Here is a 21,196-nt window from a genome sequence, read left to right on the forward strand (position 1 = left end):
CCTGCACGCACCGTCAACAGAAACGAACTGTTCGGTTCGATTTTAGAATCTCCTAATAGTCACTTTCCGATACCGCTTAACCATCTTGGACCTGCCGGGTCGATTCGGAAGCCTTGGCGTCCACGGGGTCAAAGGCGTCGGCAACTCTGGGCGCAGCGTCGTCTGAAGACCTTCTCTCCGATCTGGAAGGATCGCGCCGGCCGGGCGCCGAGCCTGCTCGCGCGTCAGCGTCAGCACCAGATCGAAGCCGTCGCGACGATCGTCCGGTTCAATCAACTCGTCGCGGAAGTCGACCTCGTTTGCGGGCAACCGAAATCTTGTCGGCGGAACCTGCCGAAGAGGCCGGCAGGCTCCTTGGAAGTTTTCTCAGCCGGCGGCGAAAGGCACGGCGACGAATATCTGCGCGTCGCCGCGATCGACCAGCAGCAGCACCGACTTCCTGCCGGACTTGCCGGCCTCGGCGATCGCCTGGTTCGCTTGCCTTGCGTTTTTCACCGGCGTGCGGTCGACGGCGACGATGACATCGCCGGGTTCAATGCCGGCCGCGGAGGCCGCCTTGTCCGGGTTGACGCGCTCGACCACGGCGCCGCGCTGGTTGTCGGCCAGGTTGAGCTGCTCCCGGATGTCCGGCGTGAGGTCCGTAAGGCCAAGGCCGAGCGAGGGCACGCGCAGGCCCTGTTCGGCCGATGGCTTGCCTCCTTCGCCGTTCGAGGCGGTCTTCTGGTCTTCGGCATTGCGGCCGACATCGGCCGAGATCTGCATCGCCTTGCCGTTGCGCCAGACATTCAGCGTTTCCTTGCTGCCGGGCGAGACGTCGGCGACGGCGCGCGACAGATCCTTGGGGTCCTTGATCTCCTGGCCGGCGAAGCCGGTGATGACGTCGCCGGTCTCGATGCCGGCCTTGGCCGCCGGCGAGCCCTCGGTGACCGCCGCGACCAGCGCGCCGCCCGGATGGTCGAGGCCGATGGCGCTGGCGACGTCCTGCGTGACCGGCTGGATCTGCACGCCAAGATAGCCGTATTCGATGTCACCGCCCTTCATAAGCTTGTCGACCACTTTTTGCGCCTGGTCCGAAGGAATGGCGAAGCCGACGCCGACGCTGCCGCCATTGGGCGAATAGATCGCCGTGTTGATGCCGACCACATCGCCCTTCACGTCGACAAGCGGGCCGCCGGAATTGCCGTGGTTGATCGGCGCGTCGATCTGGATGAAATCGTCGAACGGCCCGCTGTGCAGGTCGCGGCCGCGCGCCGAGACGATGCCGGCGGTGACCGTGGTGCCGATGCCGAACGGATTGCCGATCGCCAGCACCTGGTCGCCGGTCATCAGCTTGTCGGAATCGCCCCATTTGACGGTCGGCAGCGGCTTGCTCGCCTTGACCTTGAGCACCGCCAGATCGTTCTTTGCGTCGTGGCCGACGAGCTTGGCGGGAAGCTCGGTGCCGTCGTCGAGCGTCACCTTGATCGAGGTCGCGCCGTCGATGACGTGGTTGTTGGTGACGATGGTGCCATCGGACCCGACGATGAAGCCGGAGCCCAAAGCCTCCTGCCGCGGCGCCTGCTGCGGCGGCGTCTTGGGCATCGGGATGCCCTGGTCGCCGAAGAACTGCTGGAAATACTGGTCGAAGGGCGAATTGCCGTCGAAAGGCGAGCCGTCGTCCGTCGCGCCGGGCTGGGCTTTCATCACGGTCGTCACGGTCACGACTGCCGGCTTGGTGGTGGCGACAACCGGCGCGAACGAGCCGTTCGGGGCGGTAATGCCGGCGACCGGCGTCTGTGTCGTCGCGACCACGTTGCTCAGGCCGGCATTGCCGGGATTTTGCGCAAAGGAAACAACGACGGGGGAGATGATCAGCGCAGCGCCCAGCAGGGCCGCGACGCGATGTCTGCGAAGAATGCTAAATGGTGACATGGTCGTTTCTGTCCGGGCGAGAGTTGATCCGGCGCCGCGGACGGCTCTCTCCAAGGACGCGCCCGTCGGCGTGTCGACGGCCGGGATTGCCCGTCTCGCCATGCATGGCAGCCGGCCGGATCGACAGCCACGCATTTAGGGCGTGGAATGGTCCGAATTAGGGTTTTGGCGCGACCTTACAAAGATTTAATTCAGACAGCGCTCACGAAGCGCTCTCGGCGGCGTAGGTAGGAAGACGCGATCTCTCCCATCCTCGCGCGGCCGAAACTCGGGCCATGGCCGCCATGGCCGATGCGTATCGGCAGTTCGAGCAACCGCTGCATGGTGCGGCAATAGGCGGCGCGGTCCGAATCCGGCAGGTCGTCGATCAGCATGCCGTCATAGATGGCGTCGCCGGCGAAGAACAGGCCGTCGGCCTCATCGAACAGCGCGATCGAATCCGGCGAATGTCCGGGCAGATGCAGCACGCGGAACTTCCGGTCGCCGAGGTCGACGATGTCGCCCTCGTCGAGCATTCGCGTCAACGGTGCGGAAGGGATGCGATAGTCAGCCGCCTTCCAGCCGGGCGCCGGCAATTTGGACACCGCATCGTCGAGATTGTGGAACATGTTGGCGTAGGTGACGGCATCATCCATGCCATCGAACTCCCCCGCGCTGACCTTCGGCCCCATCCTCAGCGGGAATTCGTGCAGCGAGCCGACATGGTCGAGATGGATGTGGGTGGCGACGACGATCAGCGGCTTGCCGGCCGGGGTGTCGATCTCGGGCGCCAGCGGGCAGATGCCCATGCCGGTGTCGACCAGCAGGTCGGCGTCCCGGCCCTTGAAATGCCAAATATTGGCGCGCACGAAATCGTGCACGAATGGCTCGGTCAGCATCGTCGTTCTGGCATCGACAATGGATTTGCCGAACCAGTCGCCCACCACAAGGTCGCCCATCAGACGAACGGCTTTCCGACCTTGTATTTTTCCGGCACCAACCGTTTCAGATAGGCCATGCCGGCCTCGGACAACTGGTTGACGTCCGGCTTCATGAAATTGTCCGGCATGTGGCGGGTCTTGCCGGCCACCGCCTCGAGCGGCACCTTCTTCAGCACGGTCTTGGTGCCGTCATGTTGCAGCGCCACCGAGCCGCCACCCTCCTCGGCAACGGCGACGGCGAACGCGCCGGCTTCGAAGGCTTCCTTGGCGTCCACGGGGCTGATCGCCCCGACATAGCCGCGCGGCATATAGCCCAGGGCATCGACGCGCGCCCGCTTGCCTGGCAGGCCTTCCGCCAAAGCGCGTTCGAGCGCCGCCGGCAGATCGCTGCCCGACAATTTGACGTTGCCGTGCTGGTCGCGCTCGAGCTTTTCCGGCGGCACCAGGCTCTCGACCAACGCCTTGCCGTCGGCGGTGCTGACGCCTTCCGAGACGGCGACGATGCAGCGCTTGTGACGGTCGAGCGTCTTGCGGACATCATCGATGAAACGCTCGGCGGAGAAGGCGCGCTCCGGTACATAGACCAGATGCGGACCGCTATCCGGATCGAGTTGCCAGGCGGCGGCCGCGGCAGTCAGGAAGCCGGCGTGCCGGCCCATGACGATGCCGACATAAATGCCGGGCAACGCGCGGAAATCCAAATCGACCGACAGGAAAGCGCCGGCGACGAATTCGGCCGCCGAGATGAAGCCCGGCGTATGGTCGTTCTCCTCGAGATCGTTGTCGATGGTTTTCGGCGCATGCACGAAGGCCATCGCGCCGCCGGCGGCGTCGGTCAGGATCTGCTGGGTGCCCGAAGTGTCGTTGCCGCCGATATAGATGAAGGCATCGGCGCCGGCCTTCTTGAGGCCGTTGAGGATGACCTCGCAATAGGCCGCGTCTGGCTTGTCGCGGGTCGAGCCAAGGGCGGCGCTCGGGGTGCCGGCGATCAGCCGCAGCCGATCTTCGGGGATGGCTGAGAGGTCGACATAGTTGCCGTCGCGGATGCCGCGCACGCCATGGATGGAGCCCAGCACCTTGGCGCCGGGATGCCGCTTGCGGATCTCCAGCGTGGCGCCGACGACCGTCTGATTGATGACGGCGGTCGGGCCGCCGCCCTGCGCGATGACAAAGGTTCCGGCCATGATCGTTCTCTCCCGAGGCGAAGCTTTTCAGAGCACCTTCGCCTGTCTTGCGGCATCACGCAACGGGAGAAAGGAGGCGCATGATCCCGAAAAAATAGCGGCCGTGCTGACCGCCGAAAAAATCAGACGACGACGACTGGGTTCTTCTTCGATACCCTGTTGTAGAGGTCGATGATGTCTTGGTTGATCAGCCGCACGCAGCCCGACGACATCGCTTGGCCGATGGTCCACCATTCGGGCGAGCCGTGGATGCGGTAACCGGTGTCCTTGCCGTTCTGGTAGATGTAAAGCGCGCGGGCGCCCAGCGGATTGGTCAGGCCGCCGGGCTGGCCGCCCTGCCATTTCACCAGTTCCGGCTTGCGCTTGACCATCTCCGGCGGCGGCGTCCAGACCGGCCATTCCTTGCCGTACTGGATGTTGGCGCGGCCCGACCAGCGGAAGCCGTCCTTACCGATGCCGACGCCGTAGCGGATGGCGTCGCCGCCGGGCTGGACGAGATAAAGCATGCGCTCCTGCAAATGCACGACGATGGTGCCGGGCGCTTCGCCGGTCTTGTCGACGACGATTTGGCGACGGAACTCCGGCTTGACCTTCTGGTAGGGCACCGCCGGGACCTGGAAGCCGTTGTCGGTCAAGGCAGCATACATCACGTCGGGACCGGTGATGTTCTTGTCGACGCTGATCGCCGGTCGGATCGGCACCGATCCGGTGGTGGTGTCGTCGATCTGCAATTGCGGCAGGTCGAGCGTGTCGGTGGTGCTGCAGCCGGCCATGCCGAGCAGCGCCATGGCGCCCATGCCTGAAAGCACGGCGCGGCGGGAAAGCGGAACTTCGGTTTCGACGGTTTCGCCGCTCGAAGGCGGCGTCAGACTTTGCGGCAACTCGCGCATACACCAAACCCTACGCTGTCGGCGGGAAGCACGGTCCGGCCGAATGGCTGCAATTTTCGTCAGTCATGGTTGAAAAAGGGTGAAAGAACTTTGCCCGCACTTAACCCTGACAGGGCGTTGTCCGGGCCAGGTGCCAGGGCAGGCCGGCGCCGAAGATTTTCTCCAACGCCTCTTTACAATCTCGCGTACCCCAGGATTTATCCTGTTCTTTGCGCTCAAGGAGTAGGGAAATGTCCTTCGAAAACTGGGCTGCCTTTGCCGCTGCCTCCGCCATCCTCCTCGTCATCCCGGGCCCGACGATCCTCTTGGTCGTCTCCTATGCGCTCGGCCAGGGCTGGCGTACGGCGCTGCCGATGGCAGTCGGCGTCGCGCTCGGCGATTTCACCGCCATGACGCTTTCGATGCTCGGCATCGGCGCGCTGCTTGCGGCTTCGGCCACTGTGTTCACCGTGCTCAAGGTGATCGGCGCCGGCTACCTCATCTATCTCGGCATAAAACTGTTCCGCGCCGGCGGCGCGCTGAAGGCCGAACCGCGCACCGACGCCGTGTCGGCGGCAAGGATGATGGCGCATGCCTGGCTGGTCACGGCGCTCAACCCGAAGAGCATCACGTTCTTCGTCGCCTTCCTGCCGCAGTTTCTCGACCGGCATGCCGATTTCTGGACGCAGATGCTGATCTTCGAAGCGACCTTCCTGGCGCTCGCTTTCAGCAATGCCTTCGGCTATGCGCTGATTGCTTCGCGAGCGCGCGCCATCGTGCGCAACCCAAGGGCGATCCGTATCTTCAACCGCACCGGCGGGACATTGCTTGTCGGCGCCGGCATCGCCACGGTGGCGATGCGTTCGGGGAATTGAGGAGAAGTCCGGTTCGACACAGTCGAAGCCCTCGCCGGTTGGCGGGCCGACGGTCGATGTTCTAGGATTGCATCGGTCCGACCGGACGAATAGGCATCAAAGGACGCGGCTATGGCGCTGAAGGACGCATTCGGCCTGACGCACTCGGGCGCGACCGAAGCCGGGCTTTCGTCCTACGCCAGAGCCGTCCGTGAGCTGCAGTGCTTCATCGGCGACCCGGTCGGCTCCATCGATAGCGCGATCGCCGATGAGCCCAGCTTCGTGATGGCGCATGTGTTCAAGGGCTATCTGTTCGGCCTCGCCACCGAGCGGGAGGCGATGGCGATTGCGCAAACCTGCCATGCGGCGGCGCTGCCGCTCGCCGGCACCGCGCGCGAGCGCGCGCATGTCGCGGCGCTCGGCCATCTTGCCAGCGGCCGCTGGCATGACGCCGCCCGCATCCTCGAGGACGTCGCCATCGACAACCCGCTCGATGCGGTGGCGCTGCAGGTTGGCCACCAGATCGACTTCTTCATCGGCAATGCGCGCATGCTGCGCGACCGCATCGGTCGGGCGTTGCCGGCTTGGGAGAAGGACATGCCGGGCTACCATGCCGTTCTCGGCATGCAGGCTTTCGGGCTGGAGGAAATGGGCGACTATGCGCGCGCCGAAGCCTTCGGCCGGCAGGCCATCGAGATCGAGCCGCGCGACGGCTGGGCGCAGCACGCGGTCGCGCATGTCATGGAAATGCAAAGCCGGCAAAGGGAGGGCATCGCCTGGATGCGCGCCAATCCGGAGGCGTGGACGAAGGACAGCTTTCTCAAAATCCATAATTGGTGGCATCTGGCGCTGTTCCACTACGATCTCGGCGAGACAAACGAGGTGCTCCACCTCTATGACGGGCCGATCTACGGCGACCGCTCGACGCTGGCGCTCAACATGGTCGACGCCTCGGCGATCCTGTGGCGACTTTATCTCCACGGCGTCGATGTCGGCGACCGCTGGGCGGCGCTTGCGGCGAACTGGGCGCCAAAGGCGGCCGCCGGCAATTACGCCTTCAACGATGCCCATGCGATGATGGCCTTTGTCGGCGCCGGGCTGCACGCGCCGGCCCAGACCCTGCTCGAAGCGCAGCGCGAAGCAATGCGCGGCGATGACGATAACGCCGCATTCACGCGCGACGTCGGCCACCCTCTGACCTTGGCGATCAAAGCATTCGGCGAGGGCAACTACGGAGAAGTGGTGCGCCTGATCCGGCCAATCCGCTGGATCGCGCACCGCTTCGGCGGCAGCCATGCACAACGCGACGTGATCGACCTGATGCTGATCGAGGCGGCGCTGCGTGCCGGTGACAGCGCGCTGGCGCGGGCGCTGACCGCCGAGCGTCAGCTGGCGCGGCCGGACAGCCCGCTGTCGGCGCTGTTCTCGCGCCGCGCGGCCGATTTGTCAGAGAATTGACCGGAGGCGGATCTTGGCTTAAGAACTGGCCAAGCCAGATTTTTTCGAGACCCGAAAAAATTAATGGCATCGGGAGGAAATCATGTATCTCGGCCTCGACCTGGGCACCTCGGGCGTCAAGGCGCTCCTGATCGATGATCGCCAGACGGTCGTCGGGTCCGGCCACGGCTCGCTGGACGTCTCGCGGCCGCATGCCGGCTGGTCCGAACAGAATCCGGCGCACTGGATCGAAGCCTGCCAGACAGCGATTGCCGAGCTCAAGACTTCCCATCCCAAGGAGCTTGCAGCGGTCAAGGGTATCGGCCTCTCCGGCCAGATGCATGGCGCGACCCTGCTCGACGCCTCGGACAAGGTGCTGCGTCCCTGCATCCTTTGGAACGACACCCGCAGCCATGTCGAGGCAGCGGCGCTCGACGCCGACCCGCGTTTCCGCAAGCTCACCGGCAACATCGTCTTCCCGGGCTTCACGGCGCCGAAGCTGGTGTGGGTGAAGGACAACGAGCCCAGTGTTTTTGCCGCTGTCGCCAAGGTGCTCCTGCCCAAGGACTATCTGCGGCTCTGGCTGACCGGCGAGCATATTTCGGAGATGTCGGATTCGGCGGGCACATCCTGGCTCGACGTCGGCAAGCGGCAGTGGTCCTCCGAACTGCTCGCCGCGACAACGCTCGACGAGAAGCATATGCCGTCGCTGGTCGAAGGCACGGCGAAGGCCGGCGGCTTGCGCGGCGAGCTTGCCTCGAAATGGGGTATTGCTTCAGGCATTCCGGTCGCCGGCGGTGCCGGTGACAATGCGGCGTCGGCCTGCGGCATGGGCACCGTGGGCGCCGGCCACGCCTTCGTGTCGCTCGGCACGTCGGGGGTGCTGTTTGCCGCCAACGCCTCCTATCTGCCCAATCCGGAAAGCGCGGTGCACACCTTCTGCCATGCGCTGCCCAACACCTGGCACCAGATGGGGGTCATCCTGTCGGCCACCGATTCGCTCAACTGGCTGTCGGAGATCACCGGCAAAGGCGCCGGCGACCTGACCGGCGAGCTCGGCGACAAGCTCAAGGCGCCGACAGGCATCGCTTTCCTGCCTTATCTCTCCGGCGAACGCACGCCACATAATGATGCGGCCATTCGTGGTTCCTTCACCGGCCTCGCGCATCAATCGAGCCGCGCCGTGCTGACCCAGGCCGTGCTCGAAGGCGTGGCGTTTGCCTTCCGCGACAGCCTCGAGGCGCTGAAAACGGCCGGCACGACCCTGACCAGGGTGACGGCGATCGGCGGCGGCTCGCGCTCGCGCTACTGGCTGAAGGCGATCGCCACCGCGTTGCAGCTGCCGGTCGACATCCCGGCCGACGGCGATTTCGGCGCCGCCTTCGGCGCGGCGCGTCTCGGGCTGATCGCCGCGACCGGCGCCGATCCGCTTGCCGTTTGCACCGCGCCGGCGACCGATGCGACGATCGAACCGGATGCCGCGCTTGGTGGGGCGTATGCAGATGCTTATCAACGCTATCGTGCGCTCTATCCGGCGATCAGGGCGGTAACCGCGTGAGTATGCGCGAGGCACCCCCCTCTGCCCTGCCGGGCATCTCCCCCTCAAGGGGGGAGATTGGCAGCTTGGGCGCCTCGCTCCCTTTTGCAGCGTTGGAGATTGGCGAAATCCTAGATGAAAGCCGATCTCCCCGCTTGCGGGGGAGATGGCCGGCAGGCCACAGGGGGGTGCCTCGCGCCTCCCTTACCCGGTTAGCCTCACTGCGCCGGCACCTTGTCGAGGAAGCCGGTGACGCTCTTCAGGCGGCCGTTCTCGATGACGCAAATATCGGTGCCTTCGATGACGGATTCTGCGCCTTCAGGGCCCAGATTCCACGAGAAGCGGATGCGGTCGGCAAAACCGTCCGGCTCACCCTTCAGCGAGAAGCGGAAGCCGGCGAATTGCTGCTGCACGCCGTCGATCAGCGCGGCGAGGCCGTCGTGGCCGTCGCCTTGCATGATCGGGTCGCGATAGCTGACGTCGCTGGTGAAGGCGGCCTCGAGCAGGGTCTTGCGGCGCGCCGCATCGCTCTCGTTCCAGGCGGTGATGTAGTTGCGGGCGATCGTGTTGAGGTCGGTCATGGTCTTCATCCTTCATTGGATCGTTTCGACATGACCCTTTTGGACCCACGGAAGCGCCAAACCAATTACGCCTGAGGTAATCGGCGAAAGCAGTTGGAGAGGAAGGAAACCATGAGCAGCGGATTTTTCGGCAATATCAAGACCATCAAGTATGAAGGGCCGGATTCGACCAATCCACTGGCCTACCGATATTACAACCCGGACGAAGTGGTGGGTGGCAAGCGGCTGGAGGACCATCTGCGCTTTGCCGTCGCGTATTGGCATTCCTTCGCCTGGCAGGGCGGCGACCCGTTCGGCGGCCAAACCTTCGACCGCCCCTGGTTCGCCAGGCCCGGCGACATCGACACGATGGAACTGGCGAAACTGAAGGCCGACGTCGCCTTCGAGCTGTTCTCGCTGCTCGGCGTCCCCTATTTCTGCTTCCACGACGCCGACGTTCGCCCGGAAGGCAAGGATTTCTCCGAAAGCGCGGCGCGCCTCGACGAGATCGCCGATTATTTTTCGGCCAAGATGAACCAGACCGGCGTCAAGCTGCTCTGGGGCACGGCGAATCTTTTCTCGCATCGGCGCTTCATGGCGGGCGCCGCCACCAATCCCGATCCGGACGTGTTCGCCTATGCGGCGGCGACGGTGAAGAAATGCATCGACGTGACCAAGAAGCTGAAGGGCGAGAACTATGTGCTGTGGGGCGGGCGCGAAGGCTATGAGACGCTGCTCAACACCGACCTCGCGCGAGAGCAAGAGCAGGCCGGCCGCTTCCTCAACCTCGTCGTGGATTACAAGCACAAAATAGGTTTCGAGGGCACGATCCTGATCGAGCCGAAACCGCAGGAGCCGACCAAGCACCAGTACGACTACGATGTCGCCACCGTCTACGGCTTCCTGAAGCGGTTCGGGCTGGAGAAGGAGGTGAAGGTCAACATCGAGCAGGGCCATGCGATCCTTGCCGGCCACTCCTTCGAGCATGAGCTGGCCTTGGCCAACGCGCTCGGCATTTTCGGTTCGATCGACATGAACCGAAACGACTATCAGTCCGGCTGGGACACCGACCAGTTCCCCAACAATGTGCCGGAGATGGCTTTGGCCTATTACCAGATCCTGCAGGGTGGCGGCTTCAAGACCGGCGGCACCAATTTCGACGCCAAGCTGCGCCGCCAGTCGCTCGACCCGGAGGATCTGCTGATCGGCCATATCGGCGGCATGGACGCCTGCGCGCGCGGGCTCAAGGCGGCGGCCAGGATGATCGGAGACAAGGCGCTGTCGGGTCCGCTTAACGAACGCTATGCCGGCTGGAACACGGCCGAAGGCAAGGCGATGCTTTCCGGCAAGCGTACGCTGGAGGAGATCGCCGAACGCGTGGTGACGGAGAAGATCGAGCCGCAGCCGCGCTCCGGCCGGCAGGAGCTCCTTGAAAACATCGTCAACCGCTACGTCTGAGGCTTTCCTGCGGCGCCCGAATCGAGCGCCGCAGAGCTGAAATTGCATTCCATGCGGGGTGAACCTACACGACAAGGTTTTGCCCCGCGCTGCCTCTCAATCGCCGCGCTCTTGCCTTCAAACAGCCGTCACGAATCGCGTATATTGTCGACATGCGGCGGGAAGGAAAGAAGGAGGCGAAACGTATGCAGCACGAACGCGAAATCGACGCCCTGCTCTCTTCCGGCGAGGCTGGTTCGATCATCGATCGGCTGATGGCGCTGCCGCATCCGAAGGATGGCGCCGGCGAAGCAAATGAATGGGATCGCGCGGTCGCCGCGCGGTTGGAAACGGCGCTGGCCAAGAGCATGCGCTCGCGCATTGTGCGCGAAGGCCGCGACGCCGCCTGATTCTTCGGCCCCTGTGTCCGTGGGCCTATTTTCGGCAGTTTGACGAACGGAGACTGTTTCTCCATCCTGCACCGATGATACGCGCGGTGCTGCTCGATCTCGCGGGTGTCGTCTATGATGGCGACACCCCGATCGCAGGCGCTGTGGCTGCGGTCGAGCGTTTGCGCAAGGCCGGACTGCCGCTCCGCTTCGTCAGCAACACGACACGTTCGCCGCGCCATAAAATCATCGCGCAGCTCGCCGCAATGGGTGTCGAGGTGAGGGATGAAGAATTGCTGACGCCGGCGCGCGCTGCGCTCGAATGGCTGCGAGGGCATGACCGGCAGCCTCACCTGCTCGTCCATCCCAACCTCGAAGCAGAGTTTACCGGCCTGGAAGGCGGCAAGAGCCCCGCTGTCGTCGTCGGCGACGCCGGCGAGGCCTTCGACTATGCCGGCCTAAACCGAGCGTTCCGCGAACTTGTTGCCGGAGCCGATTTTCTGGCTCTCGCCGCCAATCGCAGCTTCAAGGATGCCGACGGTGAGCTCAGCCTCGATGCCGGCGCCTTCGTGGCAGCGCTCGAATTCGCCAGCGGCCGAAGCCCTATCGTGCTCGGCAAGCCGTCGCCGGACTTCTTCCTCGCGGCGCTTGACGATTTGAACTGCTCGGCAGCCGATGCAGTCATGGTCGGCGACGATGCGGAGAGCGACGTCGCCGGCGCGCTCAGCGCCGGGCTCGGCGCGGGGCTGCTGGTGCGGACCGGCAAGTACTGCCCAGGCGATGAAACGCGCTTCGATCCGCCTCCCACGGCGCTGGTCGACGACCTTGCGGCCGCTACCGACTGGATCCTCAAAGCGCGCCGCACAGAAGCGGATTCAGGCGACGCGCTTTGAATCCCTTGTTTTGATCTATGCCGCTTCCCAAAACCGCTGCGCGCTTTTGGCCGATCTGCATCAGCCGCGCCGCAGCCTGACCGGCGCTTCGCCGAACGCGCGGGAAAACGCCCTGGAAAACGCCGCGGCTGATGAAAAACCCGTACGCCCGGCAATGTCGGCCATGGCGATGCGCGTGTCGACCACCAGACGTCGGGCGGCGGCGAGCCGCAGCCGCAGATAATAGGCACCCGGCGTCTCGCCGATGGACTTGCGGAAGATGCTCTCGAGTGTTCGCGCCGTGACGCCGGCGCGCTTGGCCACGGCATCGATGGTCAGCGGCTCATCGACATGCGCTTCCATCAGCCGGATCGCCTGCGCCAGGCGCGGATCGTAGCCGTCGAGCCGGCCGAGCGAGACCAGCGGCTGGGCGTCGGTCGCCGCGCGCGTCTGATCGTAGATGAAGACGCTCGCCACATCGAGCGCGGCCGCCATGCCGAGCCGGGTGCGGACCAGATGCAGCATCAGGTCGAAGGTGGGCGAGGCACCGCCCGAGGTGAAGACCGGCCCGTCGATGACATAGCGGTCGGGGCGCACATCGACGCCCGGAAAGGCGGCGGAGAAATCCTCCATGTCTTCCCAATGCGTGGTGGCGCTGCGGCCTTCGAGCAGGCCGGCGCGCGCCACCAGCCAGGTGCCGGCCTCGACGCCGCCGCAGGCGCGGGCTGCACGCGCCGCGCGGCGCAACCCGGCCAGCAACGCCGACGTCGCATAGTTCTGCGTTCCGAAGCCGGCGACGACGACCAGCATGTCGGTCGCTTCGGCGGCATCGAAGCGGCCGCCGACGGCGACCGGCAAGCCGCAGGTCGTCACCGGCGCCTCCCCGGTGAGCGAGACCAGCTTGAAGTCGAACAAAGTCTCGCCGGAAATGCGGTTGGCGGCGCGCAGCGGGTCGACCGCCGAGGCCACGCACATGATCGACGAGCCCGAGAACACCAGAAACGTCACCTTGAGCGTTTCCCGCTCGGCGCGAAAGATCGTCGGTTTTTCGCTTTTAGTCATGGTGACTTCGTAAAATGCAAAACAGTTTCCGGCAAGTCGGTCATGCTTGGCCAGCTTCGGCGCAGGTCGTCATAGCAAAGCCGGTTTCCGGCTTCATCAATGGCTGATCGAATTTGGGAGGAAAGACGATGCCGCTCGCGATGAACCGTGAGGTTTTCATTACCTGTGCCGTGACCGGTTCGGGCGGGACGCAGGACCGCAGCCCGAACGTGCCGCGCTCGCCCAAGCAGATCGCCGATTCGGCGATCGAGGCCGCCAAGGCGGGTGCTGCGATCGTCCATTGCCATGTGCGCGACCCCGAAACCGGCAAGCCCAGGCGTGACGTCCATCTCTACCGTGAGGTCACCGAGCGCATCCGCGAGGCGAACGTGGACGTGGTGCTGAACCTCACCGCCGGCATGGGCGGCGACATGGTGTTCGGCTCGCCGGAAGCGCCGCTGCCGCTCAACGAGAAGGGCACCGACATGGGCGGCGCCACCAACCGCATGGAGCATGTGCGCCAGTGCCTGCCGGAGATCTGCACGCTTGATTGCGGCACGATGAACTTCGCCGAAGCCGACTATGTGATGACCAACACGCCCGGCATGCTGCGCGCCATGGGCGGCATGATGACGGCGCTCGGCGTGAAGCCCGAGATCGAGGCTTTCGATACCGGGCATCTGTGGTTCGCCAAGCAGCTGGTCGAGGAACAGGTGCTGAAGCCGGATGCGCTGGTGCAGCTGTGCATGGGTGTGCCTTGGGGCGCACCGGACGACCTCAACACCTTCATGGCGATGGTCAACAACGTGCCGTCGACCTGGAACTGGTCGGCCTTCTCGATCGGCCGCAACCAAATGGCCTATGTCGCGGCGGCGGTGCTGGCCGGCGGCAATGTCCGTGTCGGGCTGGAAGACAATCTGTGGCTGGACAAGGGCGTGCTGGCGACCAATGCGCAGCTCGTCGAGCGCGCGGTGAGCATCGTCTCCAATCTCGGTGCGCGCGTGCTCGGACCGGAGGAAGTGCGCAAGAAGCTCAACCTCACCAAGCGGGCTCCGATCGCGGCATGAGCATGACCCCGAAAAGTGGGGAACCGGTTTTTGCTTCGCTGACCTGCGGTTCGGAAAAGATCATGCTTAAACAACATTGAAAAGCGGGAGGTCGAGATGGCTACCGTCAAATTCACGGCGATGAAGGACGGCGACAAGGAAGACTATGAATTCCTGACCGCCCACGAGATCGACTATGCCGCCAGGACGGGGGATCGGCTGCTTTCCGCGCTGGTGCAGCTGGACGAAGGTTTGTCCGGCTACAAGATCACCCGGCTCGGCCATTCGCTGCAGGCGGCGACGCGCGCCTGGCGCGACGGCGCCGACACTGACTGGATCGTCTCCGCGCTGCTGCACGACATCGGCGACATATACGCGCCCTACAATCATGACGAATATGCCGCCACCATCCTGAAGCCGTTCGTGCGCGAGCAATGCACCTGGGTTGTCGAAAAGCACGGCGACTTCCAGCGCCTCTATTACGCGCATCATTTGGGCGGCAACCAGCATGCCCGCGACCGCTTCGCCGGCCATCTCTATTTCGACGATTGCGACCGGTTCTGCGAGCGCTGGGACCAGTCGAGCTTCGATCCCGACTACGAGACGCTGCCGATCGAGTTCTTCCGGCCCCTCGTGCTCGAAGTCTTCGCGCGCAAAGCTTACGACCCGGCCGTGATCCGCGCCGGCGAGCGCGTGCCGCTTTCCGATCCCGAAACAGCCAAGACCAGAACCGGAGCCTGACCATGAGCATCATCAACAAGGCGGCCGCCATCGGCGGCGGCGTCATCGGCGCCGGCTGGGTGGCGCGCCTGCTCTTGAACGGCATCGATGTTTCGATCTTCGATCCCGATCCCGAGGCGTCGCGCAAAGTCGGCGAGGTGATGAAGGGCGCACGCCGCGCCTACAAGCAGATGCTGCCCGGCGGCCTGCCCAAAGAAGGCAAGCTCACCTTCGCCAAGACGATCGGCGACGCAGTGGCGGATGCCGACTTCATCCAGGAGAGCGTGCCGGAGCGGCTCGACCTCAAGCACAAAGTGCTGGCCGAGATCGACGCCCATGCGCCGGCCAACTCCATAATCGGCTCCTCGACCTCCGGCATCAAGCCGACCGATATGCAGGTGGCGATGAAGAAGCACCCGGAGCGGCTGGTCGTCGGGCACCCGTTCAACCCGGTCTATCTTCTGCCTCTGGTCGAGATCGTCGGCGGCCAGCAGACTTTTCCCGAGGCGATCGAGGTCGCCAAGGAGATCTACGCCTCGATCGGCATGAAGCCGGTGGTGGTGCGCAAGGAAATCGAAGCCTTCGTCGGCGATCGCCTCCTGGAGGCCGCGTGGCGCGAGGCGCTGTGGCTGGTCAAGGACGGCATCTGCACCGTCGAGGAACTCGACGACATCATGCGCTATTCCTTCGGCCTGCGCTGGGCTCAAATGGGAATGTTCCAGGTCTACCGCGTCGCCGGCGGCGAAGCCGGCATGCGCCACTTCATGGCGCAGTTCGGACCTTGCCTGAAATGGCCGTGGACCAAGCTGATGGACGTGCCGGAGTTCAACGACGAGCTGGTCGACCTGATCGCCACGCAATCGGACGAGCAGGCAAACGGCCTGTCGATCCGCGAGCTGGAAAAGATCCGCGACGACAATCTGGTCGCCATTATGGAAGCGCTGTCGAAGCAGAACAAAGGCAAGGGCTGGGGCGCCGGCGCGCTTCACAAGGACTATACCAGGCAGCTGGCCAAGCTGGCGGCGAAGCCGGCCGCCAAGGCAGGCGACAAGGCAAAAGCCGCCAAGCCGGCGAAGAAGATGGCGAAGCCCGCAAAGGCCGAGAAGCCCACGAAGGCCGACAAGGCGAAAACAAGCAAGAAGAAGGGCTGAGGCGATGCATTTCGGTCTTTCAGAAGAACAAAAACTGATCGTCGAGACGACGCGTGCCTTCGTCGAGAACGAGCTTTACCCGCATGAGCGCGAGGTGGAACGCACCGGCGAACTGCGCCGCGAGCTGATCGACGAATTGAAGGCAAAGGCGATCGCGGCCGGGCTCTACGCCGCCAACATGCCGGCCGATGTCGGCGGCGCGGGCCTCGATACGGTGAGCTGGCTGCTGTACGAGAAGGAGCTTGGCCGCGCCAATTACGCGCTGCACTGGACCTGCGTGGCGCGTCCCTCGAACATCCTGCTCGCCGGAACGCCGGAGCAGCGTGACAAATATCTCTTCCCTTGCATCCGCGGCGAGAAGTGGGACTGCCTGGCGATGACCGAGCCCGGCGCCGGCTCCGACCTGCGCGGCATGAAGGCGACCGCGGTTCAGGACGGCTCGGACTGGGTGCTCAACGGCACCAAGCACTTCATCAGCCACGCCGACATCGCCGACTTTGCCATCGTATTCATGGCTTCGGGCGAAGAGGATTCGCCGCGCGGCAAGCGCAAGAAGATCACCGCCTTCTTCGTCGACAAGGGCACCAAAGGGTTCACGGTGCGCGACGGCTACCGCAACGTCTCGCATCGCGGCTACACCAACTCGATCCTCGAATTCGACGACTGCCGGCTGCCGGCTTCCCAGGTGCTCGGCGAAGTGCACAAGGGCTTCGAGGTGGCGAATTCATGGCTCGGCGCCACGCGCCTGCAGGTCGGCGCCACCTGCCTCGGCCGCGCAGAGCGCGCGCTTTCGCATGCCATCGAATATGCCGCGCAGCGCCAGCAGTTCGGCCAGCAGATCGGCAAATTCCAGGGTGTGTCGTTCAAGCTCGCCGATATGGCGACGGAATTGAAGGCCGCCGACCTGATGGTGTTCGAAGCCGGCTGGAAGTACGATCAGGGCACCGTCACCGATCAGGACATGGCGATGGCCAAGCTGAAGGCTACCGAGATGCTGGCTTTCGTCGCCGACGAGGCGATCCAGATCCATGGCGGCATGGGGCTGATGGACGACCTGCCGCTGGAGCGCATCTGGCGCGACGCGCGCGTCGAGCGCATCTGGGAAGGCACTTCGGAGATTCAGCGACATATTATTTCGCGGGCGTTGCTGCGCCCGTTCGGGGCTTAGAGCATGATCCGCCAAAACCGGGATCCGGTTTTGGCAACGATCGTGCTCAAATGAAAAGATGACCATGCATAAACTCGAACGTCTCCTGCGCCCGAAATCGATCGCCGTGTTCGGCGGGGCGCAGGCCGCCGCCGTCGTCGCGCAATCGATCAAGATGGGCTTTGCCGGCGAAATCTGGCCGGTGCACCCGACTAAAGACGAGGTCGCAGGCCGCAAGGCCTACCGTTCCGTCGCCGACTTGCCCGGCGCGCCGGACGCCGCCTTTGTCGGGGTCAACCGGCATCTCACCATCGAAGTGGTCAAGGCATTGGCCGAGCGCGGCGCCGGCGGCGCCGTCTGCTTTGCCGCCGGCTTCCTCGAGACCGAGGCCTATGACGAGGACGGCGAGCGGCTGCAGGCCGAGCTGGTCGCCGCCGCGGGTGAGATGCCGATCATCGGCCCGAACTGCTATGGCCTGATCAACTATGCCGACGGCGCGCTTTTGTGGCCCGATCAGCATGGCGGGATCAGACTGGCCGAGGGCGGCAAGGGCGTCGCCATCATCACTCAGTCGTCCAACATCGCCATCAACATGACGATGCAGAAGCGCGGTCTGCCGATCGCGTTCCTGATGACGGCCGGCAACCAGGCGCAGACCGGCCTTTCAGAAATGGCGCTCGGTCTGATCGAGGACGAGCGCGTCACGTCGCTTGGCCTGCACATCGAGGCCTTCGATTCCGTGGCCGGCTTCGAGCGATTGGCGGCGAGAGCCCGCGAGCTGAAGAAGCCGATCATCGCCATGAAGGTCGGCCGCTCGGAACAGGCGCGGCAGGCGACGGTTTCCCATACCGCGTCGCTTGCCGGTTCGGATGCCGCCTCGGGCGCGTTCCTGAAGCGGCTGGGCATCGCGCGCGTCGATTCCATACCGGCCTTCATCGAGGCGTTGAAGCTCTTGCACATCACCGGGCCGCTGCCCGGCTACAGACTGTCGTCGATGAGCTGCTCGGGCGGCGAAGCCTCCGTGATGGCCGACAGCGCGGAAGGACGCTGGGTGCATTTCCCGACGCTAAGCGCCGAGCATCGCGCGCATGTCAAATCGACGCTCGGGCCGCTGGTCGCGGTCGCCAATCCGCTCGACTACCACACCTTCATCTGGAACAACGAGCCGGCGATGACGGCCACCTTCACTGCCATGGTGTCGGGCGGCTTCGACCTCAACATGCTGGTGCTCGACTTCCCGCGCCCCGACCGCTGCTCGGACACCGACTGGTGGGCGACGCTGCGTGCCTTCGAGGCGGCGCTGAAGACCAACAGGGCGCAGGGCGCGATCGTCTCCTCGCTGCCGGAAAACCTGCCGGAGGAATATACCGCCGGGCTGATGGCGCGCGGCATGGTGCCCTTGTTCGGCATTTCGGAAGCGATGGACGCCGCCCAGGCCGCCGCCTTCATCGGCTGGGCCTGGCGCGAGCCGCAGGCGCAGCCGGTCGACACCACGGCGGCGGGCGCTTCCGACGGCGACCACGTCACGCCGGACGAAGCCGAGGCCAAAGCGCGTCTGATCGAGGCCGGGCTGCCGGTGCCGAAGGGCGAGCGAGCCTCGAACGCGGTCGAGGCGGTGATTGCGTCCATGGCGCTTGGTTTCCCGGTGGCGCTGAAGACGCTCGGCGTGACGCACAAGTCGGAGGTCGGCGCCGTGCGGCTGAACCTCAAGGACGCCGAATCCGTCAGCAATGCCGCGCATGACCTGTTGCCGCTCGGCACCGGGCTCTATGCCGAGCGCATGGTGCGCGACGGCATCGCCGAACTGATCGTCGGCTTCACCCGCGACCCGATGTTCGGCGCGGTGATGACGCTCGGCACCGGCGGCGTGCTGGTCGAGCTGCTGCGCGACAGCGTGACCCTGATGCTGCCGGCGACGCGCGACGACATCGAGGCGGCGCTGCGCGGCCTGAAGCTCTATCCGCTGCTGGAGGGCTATCGCGGCCGGCCCAAGGCCGACGTCCAGGCCGCCATCGACGCCATCGCCGGCATTGCCGACTTCGTGCAGAAGAATGAAGGCGAAATCGAAGAGCTCGACATCAACCCGCTGATCGTCTGCGCCGAAGGCAAGGGCGCCTGGATCGCCGACGCACTGCTGGTGCTTGGAGAAAAGAAGAATGGCTGACGTCATCACCACTCGCCGCGAAGGCACGATCCTGCAAGTCACGCTCGACCGGCCCAAGGCCAATGCCATCGACCTCAAGACCTCACGGCTGATGGGCGAGACGTTCAAGGCGTTCCGCGACGATCCCGGCTTGCGCGTCGCCATCGTCAAGACGGCCGGAGACAAGTTCTTCTGCGCCGGCTGGGACCTGAAGGCGGCTGCGGCCGGCGACGCGGTCGACGGCGACTACGGCGTCGGCGGCTTTGCCGGGCTGCAGGAACTGCGTGACCTCAACAAGCCGGTGATCGCCTGCGTCAACGGCATGGCGGTGGGCGGCGGCTTCGAGCTGGCGCTGTCCTGCGACCTGATCTACGCCTCTGACCATTCTTCCTTCGCGCTGCCCGAGATCCGCGCCGGCACGCTGGCCGACGCCGCGACGATCAAGCTGCCGAAACGCATTCCCTACCATATCGCCATGGACCTTCTCCTCACCGGCCGTTGGATGGATGTGGCGGAAGCGCATCGCTGGGGCCTGGTCAACGAGGTGCTGCCCAAGGAGAAGCTGGAGGACCGCGTCTGGGAAATCGCGCGGCTTTTGGCCAGCGGCCCGCCGCTGGTCTTCGCCGCGATCAAGGAGACGGCGCGCGTGGCCGAGGCGCTGACCTTCCAGGAGGCCATGAACAAGGTGACGCGCAGGCAACTGCCGACGGTCGATATCCTCTACGGCTCGGAGGACAATATGGAAGGCTTCCGCGCCTTTGCGGAGAAGCGCGATCCGGTGTGGAAGGGTAGATAGGCCGCAGACGATGGCGTTCCGTCACACCCCCCTCTGCCCTGCCGGGCATCTCCCCCGCAAGGGGGGAGATCGGATGTCACGGTCGCTTTCGCCAATTGCCAGCGTCGCAGGTGGATCGCCGGCGCCCAAGCTGCCAATCTCTCCCCCTGCGGGGGAGATGTCCGGCAGGACAGAGGGGGGTGCTCAGGCTCGACCTTCGCGATCGGCCCAAGCGCTATGACCGACTACAAGACCCTCATCGACGCCGAGACCTGGGCTTTCATCGAGAAGACCAATTCCTATTACCCGCCCGACACGATCGACTACACGATCGCAGAGCAGCGGGCGATCTACGACCGGATGTGCCGCGAGTTCTTCGCCGGCTATCCGCAAGGCGTGACGGTCGAAACGTCCGCCATCGCCACGCCGACCGCCAGCATCCCGATCCGCATCTATAGCAACGCGGAATCGAACAGCGCCGCAATGGTGCTCTATGTTCATGGCGGCGGATTCATCCTCGGCGGGCTGGACAGCCATGACGATGTCTGCGCCGAGCTGTGCGCCCGCACCGGCTACGAGGTGGTCTCGGTCGATTACCGGCTGGCGCCGGAACATCTGCATCCGGCCGCCTTCGACGACGTGCTAAGCGCCTTTGAATGGGCCGCCAAGACCTATGATTGCCCTGTCCTGCTTTGCGGCGACAGCGCCGGCGGAAACCTCTGCGCCGCCGTTGCCCACGCAACGCGCGGTCACATCAAGAAGCCGGCCGGCCAGGTGCTGATCTATCCCAGCCTCGGGGGCGACCGCTCGCGCGGCTCCTATGTGGCGCATGCTGACGCGCCGATGCTGACCCTGCGCGATATCGAATTCTACCTGAACATTCGCACCGGCGGCGTGGACCGGACCGGCGACATCACGCTGTCGCCGCTCGCCGACGCCGATTTCGCCTATCTCCCGGCGACGGTGCTGATCACTGCCCAATGCGACCCGCTGTCCTCAGACGGCGAGGCCTATCGCGACCGCGTCGTCGCGGCCGGCGGGTATGCCTACTGGTTCGAAGAACAGGGGCTGGTGCACAGCTATTTGAGAGCCCGGCATACGGTCGGTCGTGCTCGCGCGAGCTTCACCCGCATCGTCGAGGCGGTCTCCGTGCTCGGCAGAGGCGAGTGGATCTGGTGATTTTGCCAAAGCGCGTGGCGTCGA

Annotated in this window: 19 protein-coding genes; 13 read left to right on the forward strand and 6 right to left on the reverse strand. The window is 64.8% G+C overall.

Features of this window, described 5'->3' with window-relative positions:
- Window positions 1-366: 366 nt before the first annotated feature.
- From P9254_RS11920 to P9254_RS11935, 4 genes are all read right to left on the reverse strand, one after another.
- Window positions 367-1,911 (reverse strand): DegQ family serine endoprotease, encoded by a 1,545-nt coding sequence (locus tag P9254_RS11920; protein ID WP_095824378.1) that lies wholly within the window; start codon window positions 1,909-1,911, stop codon window positions 367-369.
- Window positions 1,912-2,102: 191 nt separating this feature from the next.
- Window positions 2,103-2,849: an MBL fold metallo-hydrolase gene (locus P9254_RS11925; RefSeq protein WP_278054909.1), complete on the reverse strand. Its 747-nt coding sequence runs from the start codon at window positions 2,847-2,849 to the stop codon at window positions 2,103-2,105.
- Entirely contained in the window at window positions 2,849-4,015 is a 1,167-nt protein-coding gene (locus P9254_RS11930; RefSeq protein WP_278054910.1) for a diphosphate--fructose-6-phosphate 1-phosphotransferase, read from the reverse strand. Before P9254_RS11930 ends, P9254_RS11925 begins: the two co-directional genes overlap by 1 nt.
- 122 nt (window positions 4,016-4,137) lie before the next feature.
- On the reverse strand, window positions 4,138-4,905 hold the full coding sequence (locus P9254_RS11935; RefSeq protein ID WP_095799144.1) for a L,D-transpeptidase: 768 nt from the start codon (window positions 4,903-4,905) through the stop codon (window positions 4,138-4,140).
- Window positions 4,906-5,135: 230 nt separating this feature from the next.
- Between P9254_RS11935 and P9254_RS11940 the strand changes: the two genes are divergently transcribed.
- From P9254_RS11940 to xylB, 3 genes are all read left to right on the forward strand, one after another.
- Window positions 5,136-5,759 carry a LysE family translocator gene (locus P9254_RS11940; RefSeq protein WP_066996047.1) on the forward strand — a complete coding sequence of 208 codons (624 nt, stop codon included), beginning with the start codon at window positions 5,136-5,138 and terminating at the stop codon, window positions 5,757-5,759.
- A 111-nt stretch (window positions 5,760-5,870) separates the two neighbouring features.
- Window positions 5,871-7,196, forward strand: a complete 1,326-nt coding sequence (locus tag P9254_RS11945; protein ID WP_278054912.1) for a tetratricopeptide repeat protein — start codon at window positions 5,871-5,873, stop codon at window positions 7,194-7,196.
- An 82-nt stretch (window positions 7,197-7,278) separates the two neighbouring features.
- Entirely contained in the window at window positions 7,279-8,733 is a 1,455-nt protein-coding gene (gene xylB / locus P9254_RS11950) for a xylulokinase (protein WP_278054913.1), read from the forward strand.
- A 197-nt stretch (window positions 8,734-8,930) separates the two neighbouring features.
- On the opposite strand, the gene P9254_RS11955 is transcribed toward xylB, so the two are convergent.
- Window positions 8,931-9,293 carry a nuclear transport factor 2 family protein gene (locus P9254_RS11955; protein ID WP_095824430.1) on the reverse strand — a complete coding sequence of 121 codons (363 nt, stop codon included), beginning with the start codon at window positions 9,291-9,293 and terminating at the stop codon, window positions 8,931-8,933.
- A 111-nt stretch (window positions 9,294-9,404) separates the two neighbouring features.
- Between P9254_RS11955 and xylA the strand changes: the two genes are divergently transcribed.
- The 3 genes from xylA (at window position 9,405) to P9254_RS11970 (ending at window position 11,991) form a co-directional block, all read left to right on the forward strand.
- A complete protein-coding gene (gene xylA, locus P9254_RS11960) occupies window positions 9,405-10,730 on the forward strand; it encodes a xylose isomerase (RefSeq protein ID WP_278054914.1) in 1,326 nt (441 codons plus the stop codon).
- A gap of 185 nt (window positions 10,731-10,915) precedes the next feature.
- Complete coding sequence (locus P9254_RS11965) at window positions 10,916-11,119, forward strand: hypothetical protein (protein ID WP_066996194.1); 204 nt, start codon at window positions 10,916-10,918, stop codon at window positions 11,117-11,119.
- A gap of 86 nt (window positions 11,120-11,205) precedes the next feature.
- Window positions 11,206-11,991, forward strand: a complete 786-nt coding sequence (locus P9254_RS11970; RefSeq protein ID WP_336619647.1) for a TIGR01458 family HAD-type hydrolase — start codon at window positions 11,206-11,208, stop codon at window positions 11,989-11,991.
- Window positions 11,992-12,051: 60 nt separating this feature from the next.
- On the opposite strand, the gene P9254_RS11975 is transcribed toward P9254_RS11970, so the two are convergent.
- Window positions 12,052-13,032, reverse strand: a complete 981-nt coding sequence (locus tag P9254_RS11975; RefSeq protein WP_127243120.1) for a GlxA family transcriptional regulator — start codon at window positions 13,030-13,032, stop codon at window positions 12,052-12,054.
- A gap of 128 nt (window positions 13,033-13,160) precedes the next feature.
- Between P9254_RS11975 and P9254_RS11980 the strand changes: the two genes are divergently transcribed.
- The 7 genes from P9254_RS11980 (at window position 13,161) to P9254_RS12010 (ending at window position 21,172) form a co-directional block, all read left to right on the forward strand.
- Window positions 13,161-14,078, forward strand: coding sequence for a 3-keto-5-aminohexanoate cleavage protein (locus tag P9254_RS11980; protein WP_066996067.1), 918 nt, complete (start codon window positions 13,161-13,163; stop codon window positions 14,076-14,078).
- A gap of 96 nt (window positions 14,079-14,174) precedes the next feature.
- Window positions 14,175-14,798, forward strand: coding sequence for an HD domain-containing protein (locus tag P9254_RS11985; RefSeq protein WP_066996070.1), 624 nt, complete (start codon window positions 14,175-14,177; stop codon window positions 14,796-14,798).
- Between the two features lie 2 nt (window positions 14,799-14,800).
- The gene (locus P9254_RS11990) at window positions 14,801-15,928 is read left to right on the forward strand and encodes a carnitine 3-dehydrogenase (protein ID WP_127242082.1); all 1,128 of its coding nucleotides are present in this window, start codon (window positions 14,801-14,803) and stop codon (window positions 15,926-15,928) included.
- A gap of 4 nt (window positions 15,929-15,932) precedes the next feature.
- Window positions 15,933-17,096, forward strand: coding sequence for an acyl-CoA dehydrogenase family protein (locus tag P9254_RS11995; RefSeq protein WP_278054922.1), 1,164 nt, complete (start codon window positions 15,933-15,935; stop codon window positions 17,094-17,096).
- Between the two features lie 64 nt (window positions 17,097-17,160).
- The gene (locus P9254_RS12000) at window positions 17,161-19,239 is read left to right on the forward strand and encodes an acetate--CoA ligase family protein (protein WP_278054923.1); all 2,079 of its coding nucleotides are present in this window, start codon (window positions 17,161-17,163) and stop codon (window positions 19,237-19,239) included.
- Window positions 19,232-20,014, forward strand: a complete 783-nt coding sequence (locus P9254_RS12005; protein ID WP_278054925.1) for a carnitinyl-CoA dehydratase — start codon at window positions 19,232-19,234, stop codon at window positions 20,012-20,014. Before P9254_RS12000 ends, P9254_RS12005 begins: the two co-directional genes overlap by 8 nt.
- A gap of 216 nt (window positions 20,015-20,230) precedes the next feature.
- Window positions 20,231-21,172, forward strand: a complete 942-nt coding sequence (locus P9254_RS12010; protein ID WP_278054926.1) for an alpha/beta hydrolase — start codon at window positions 20,231-20,233, stop codon at window positions 21,170-21,172.
- Window positions 21,173-21,196: the final 24 nt, after the last annotated feature.

Source organism: Mesorhizobium sp. WSM4983, from assembly GCF_029625765.1.
Taxonomy (GTDB): domain Bacteria; phylum Pseudomonadota; class Alphaproteobacteria; order Rhizobiales; family Rhizobiaceae; genus Mesorhizobium.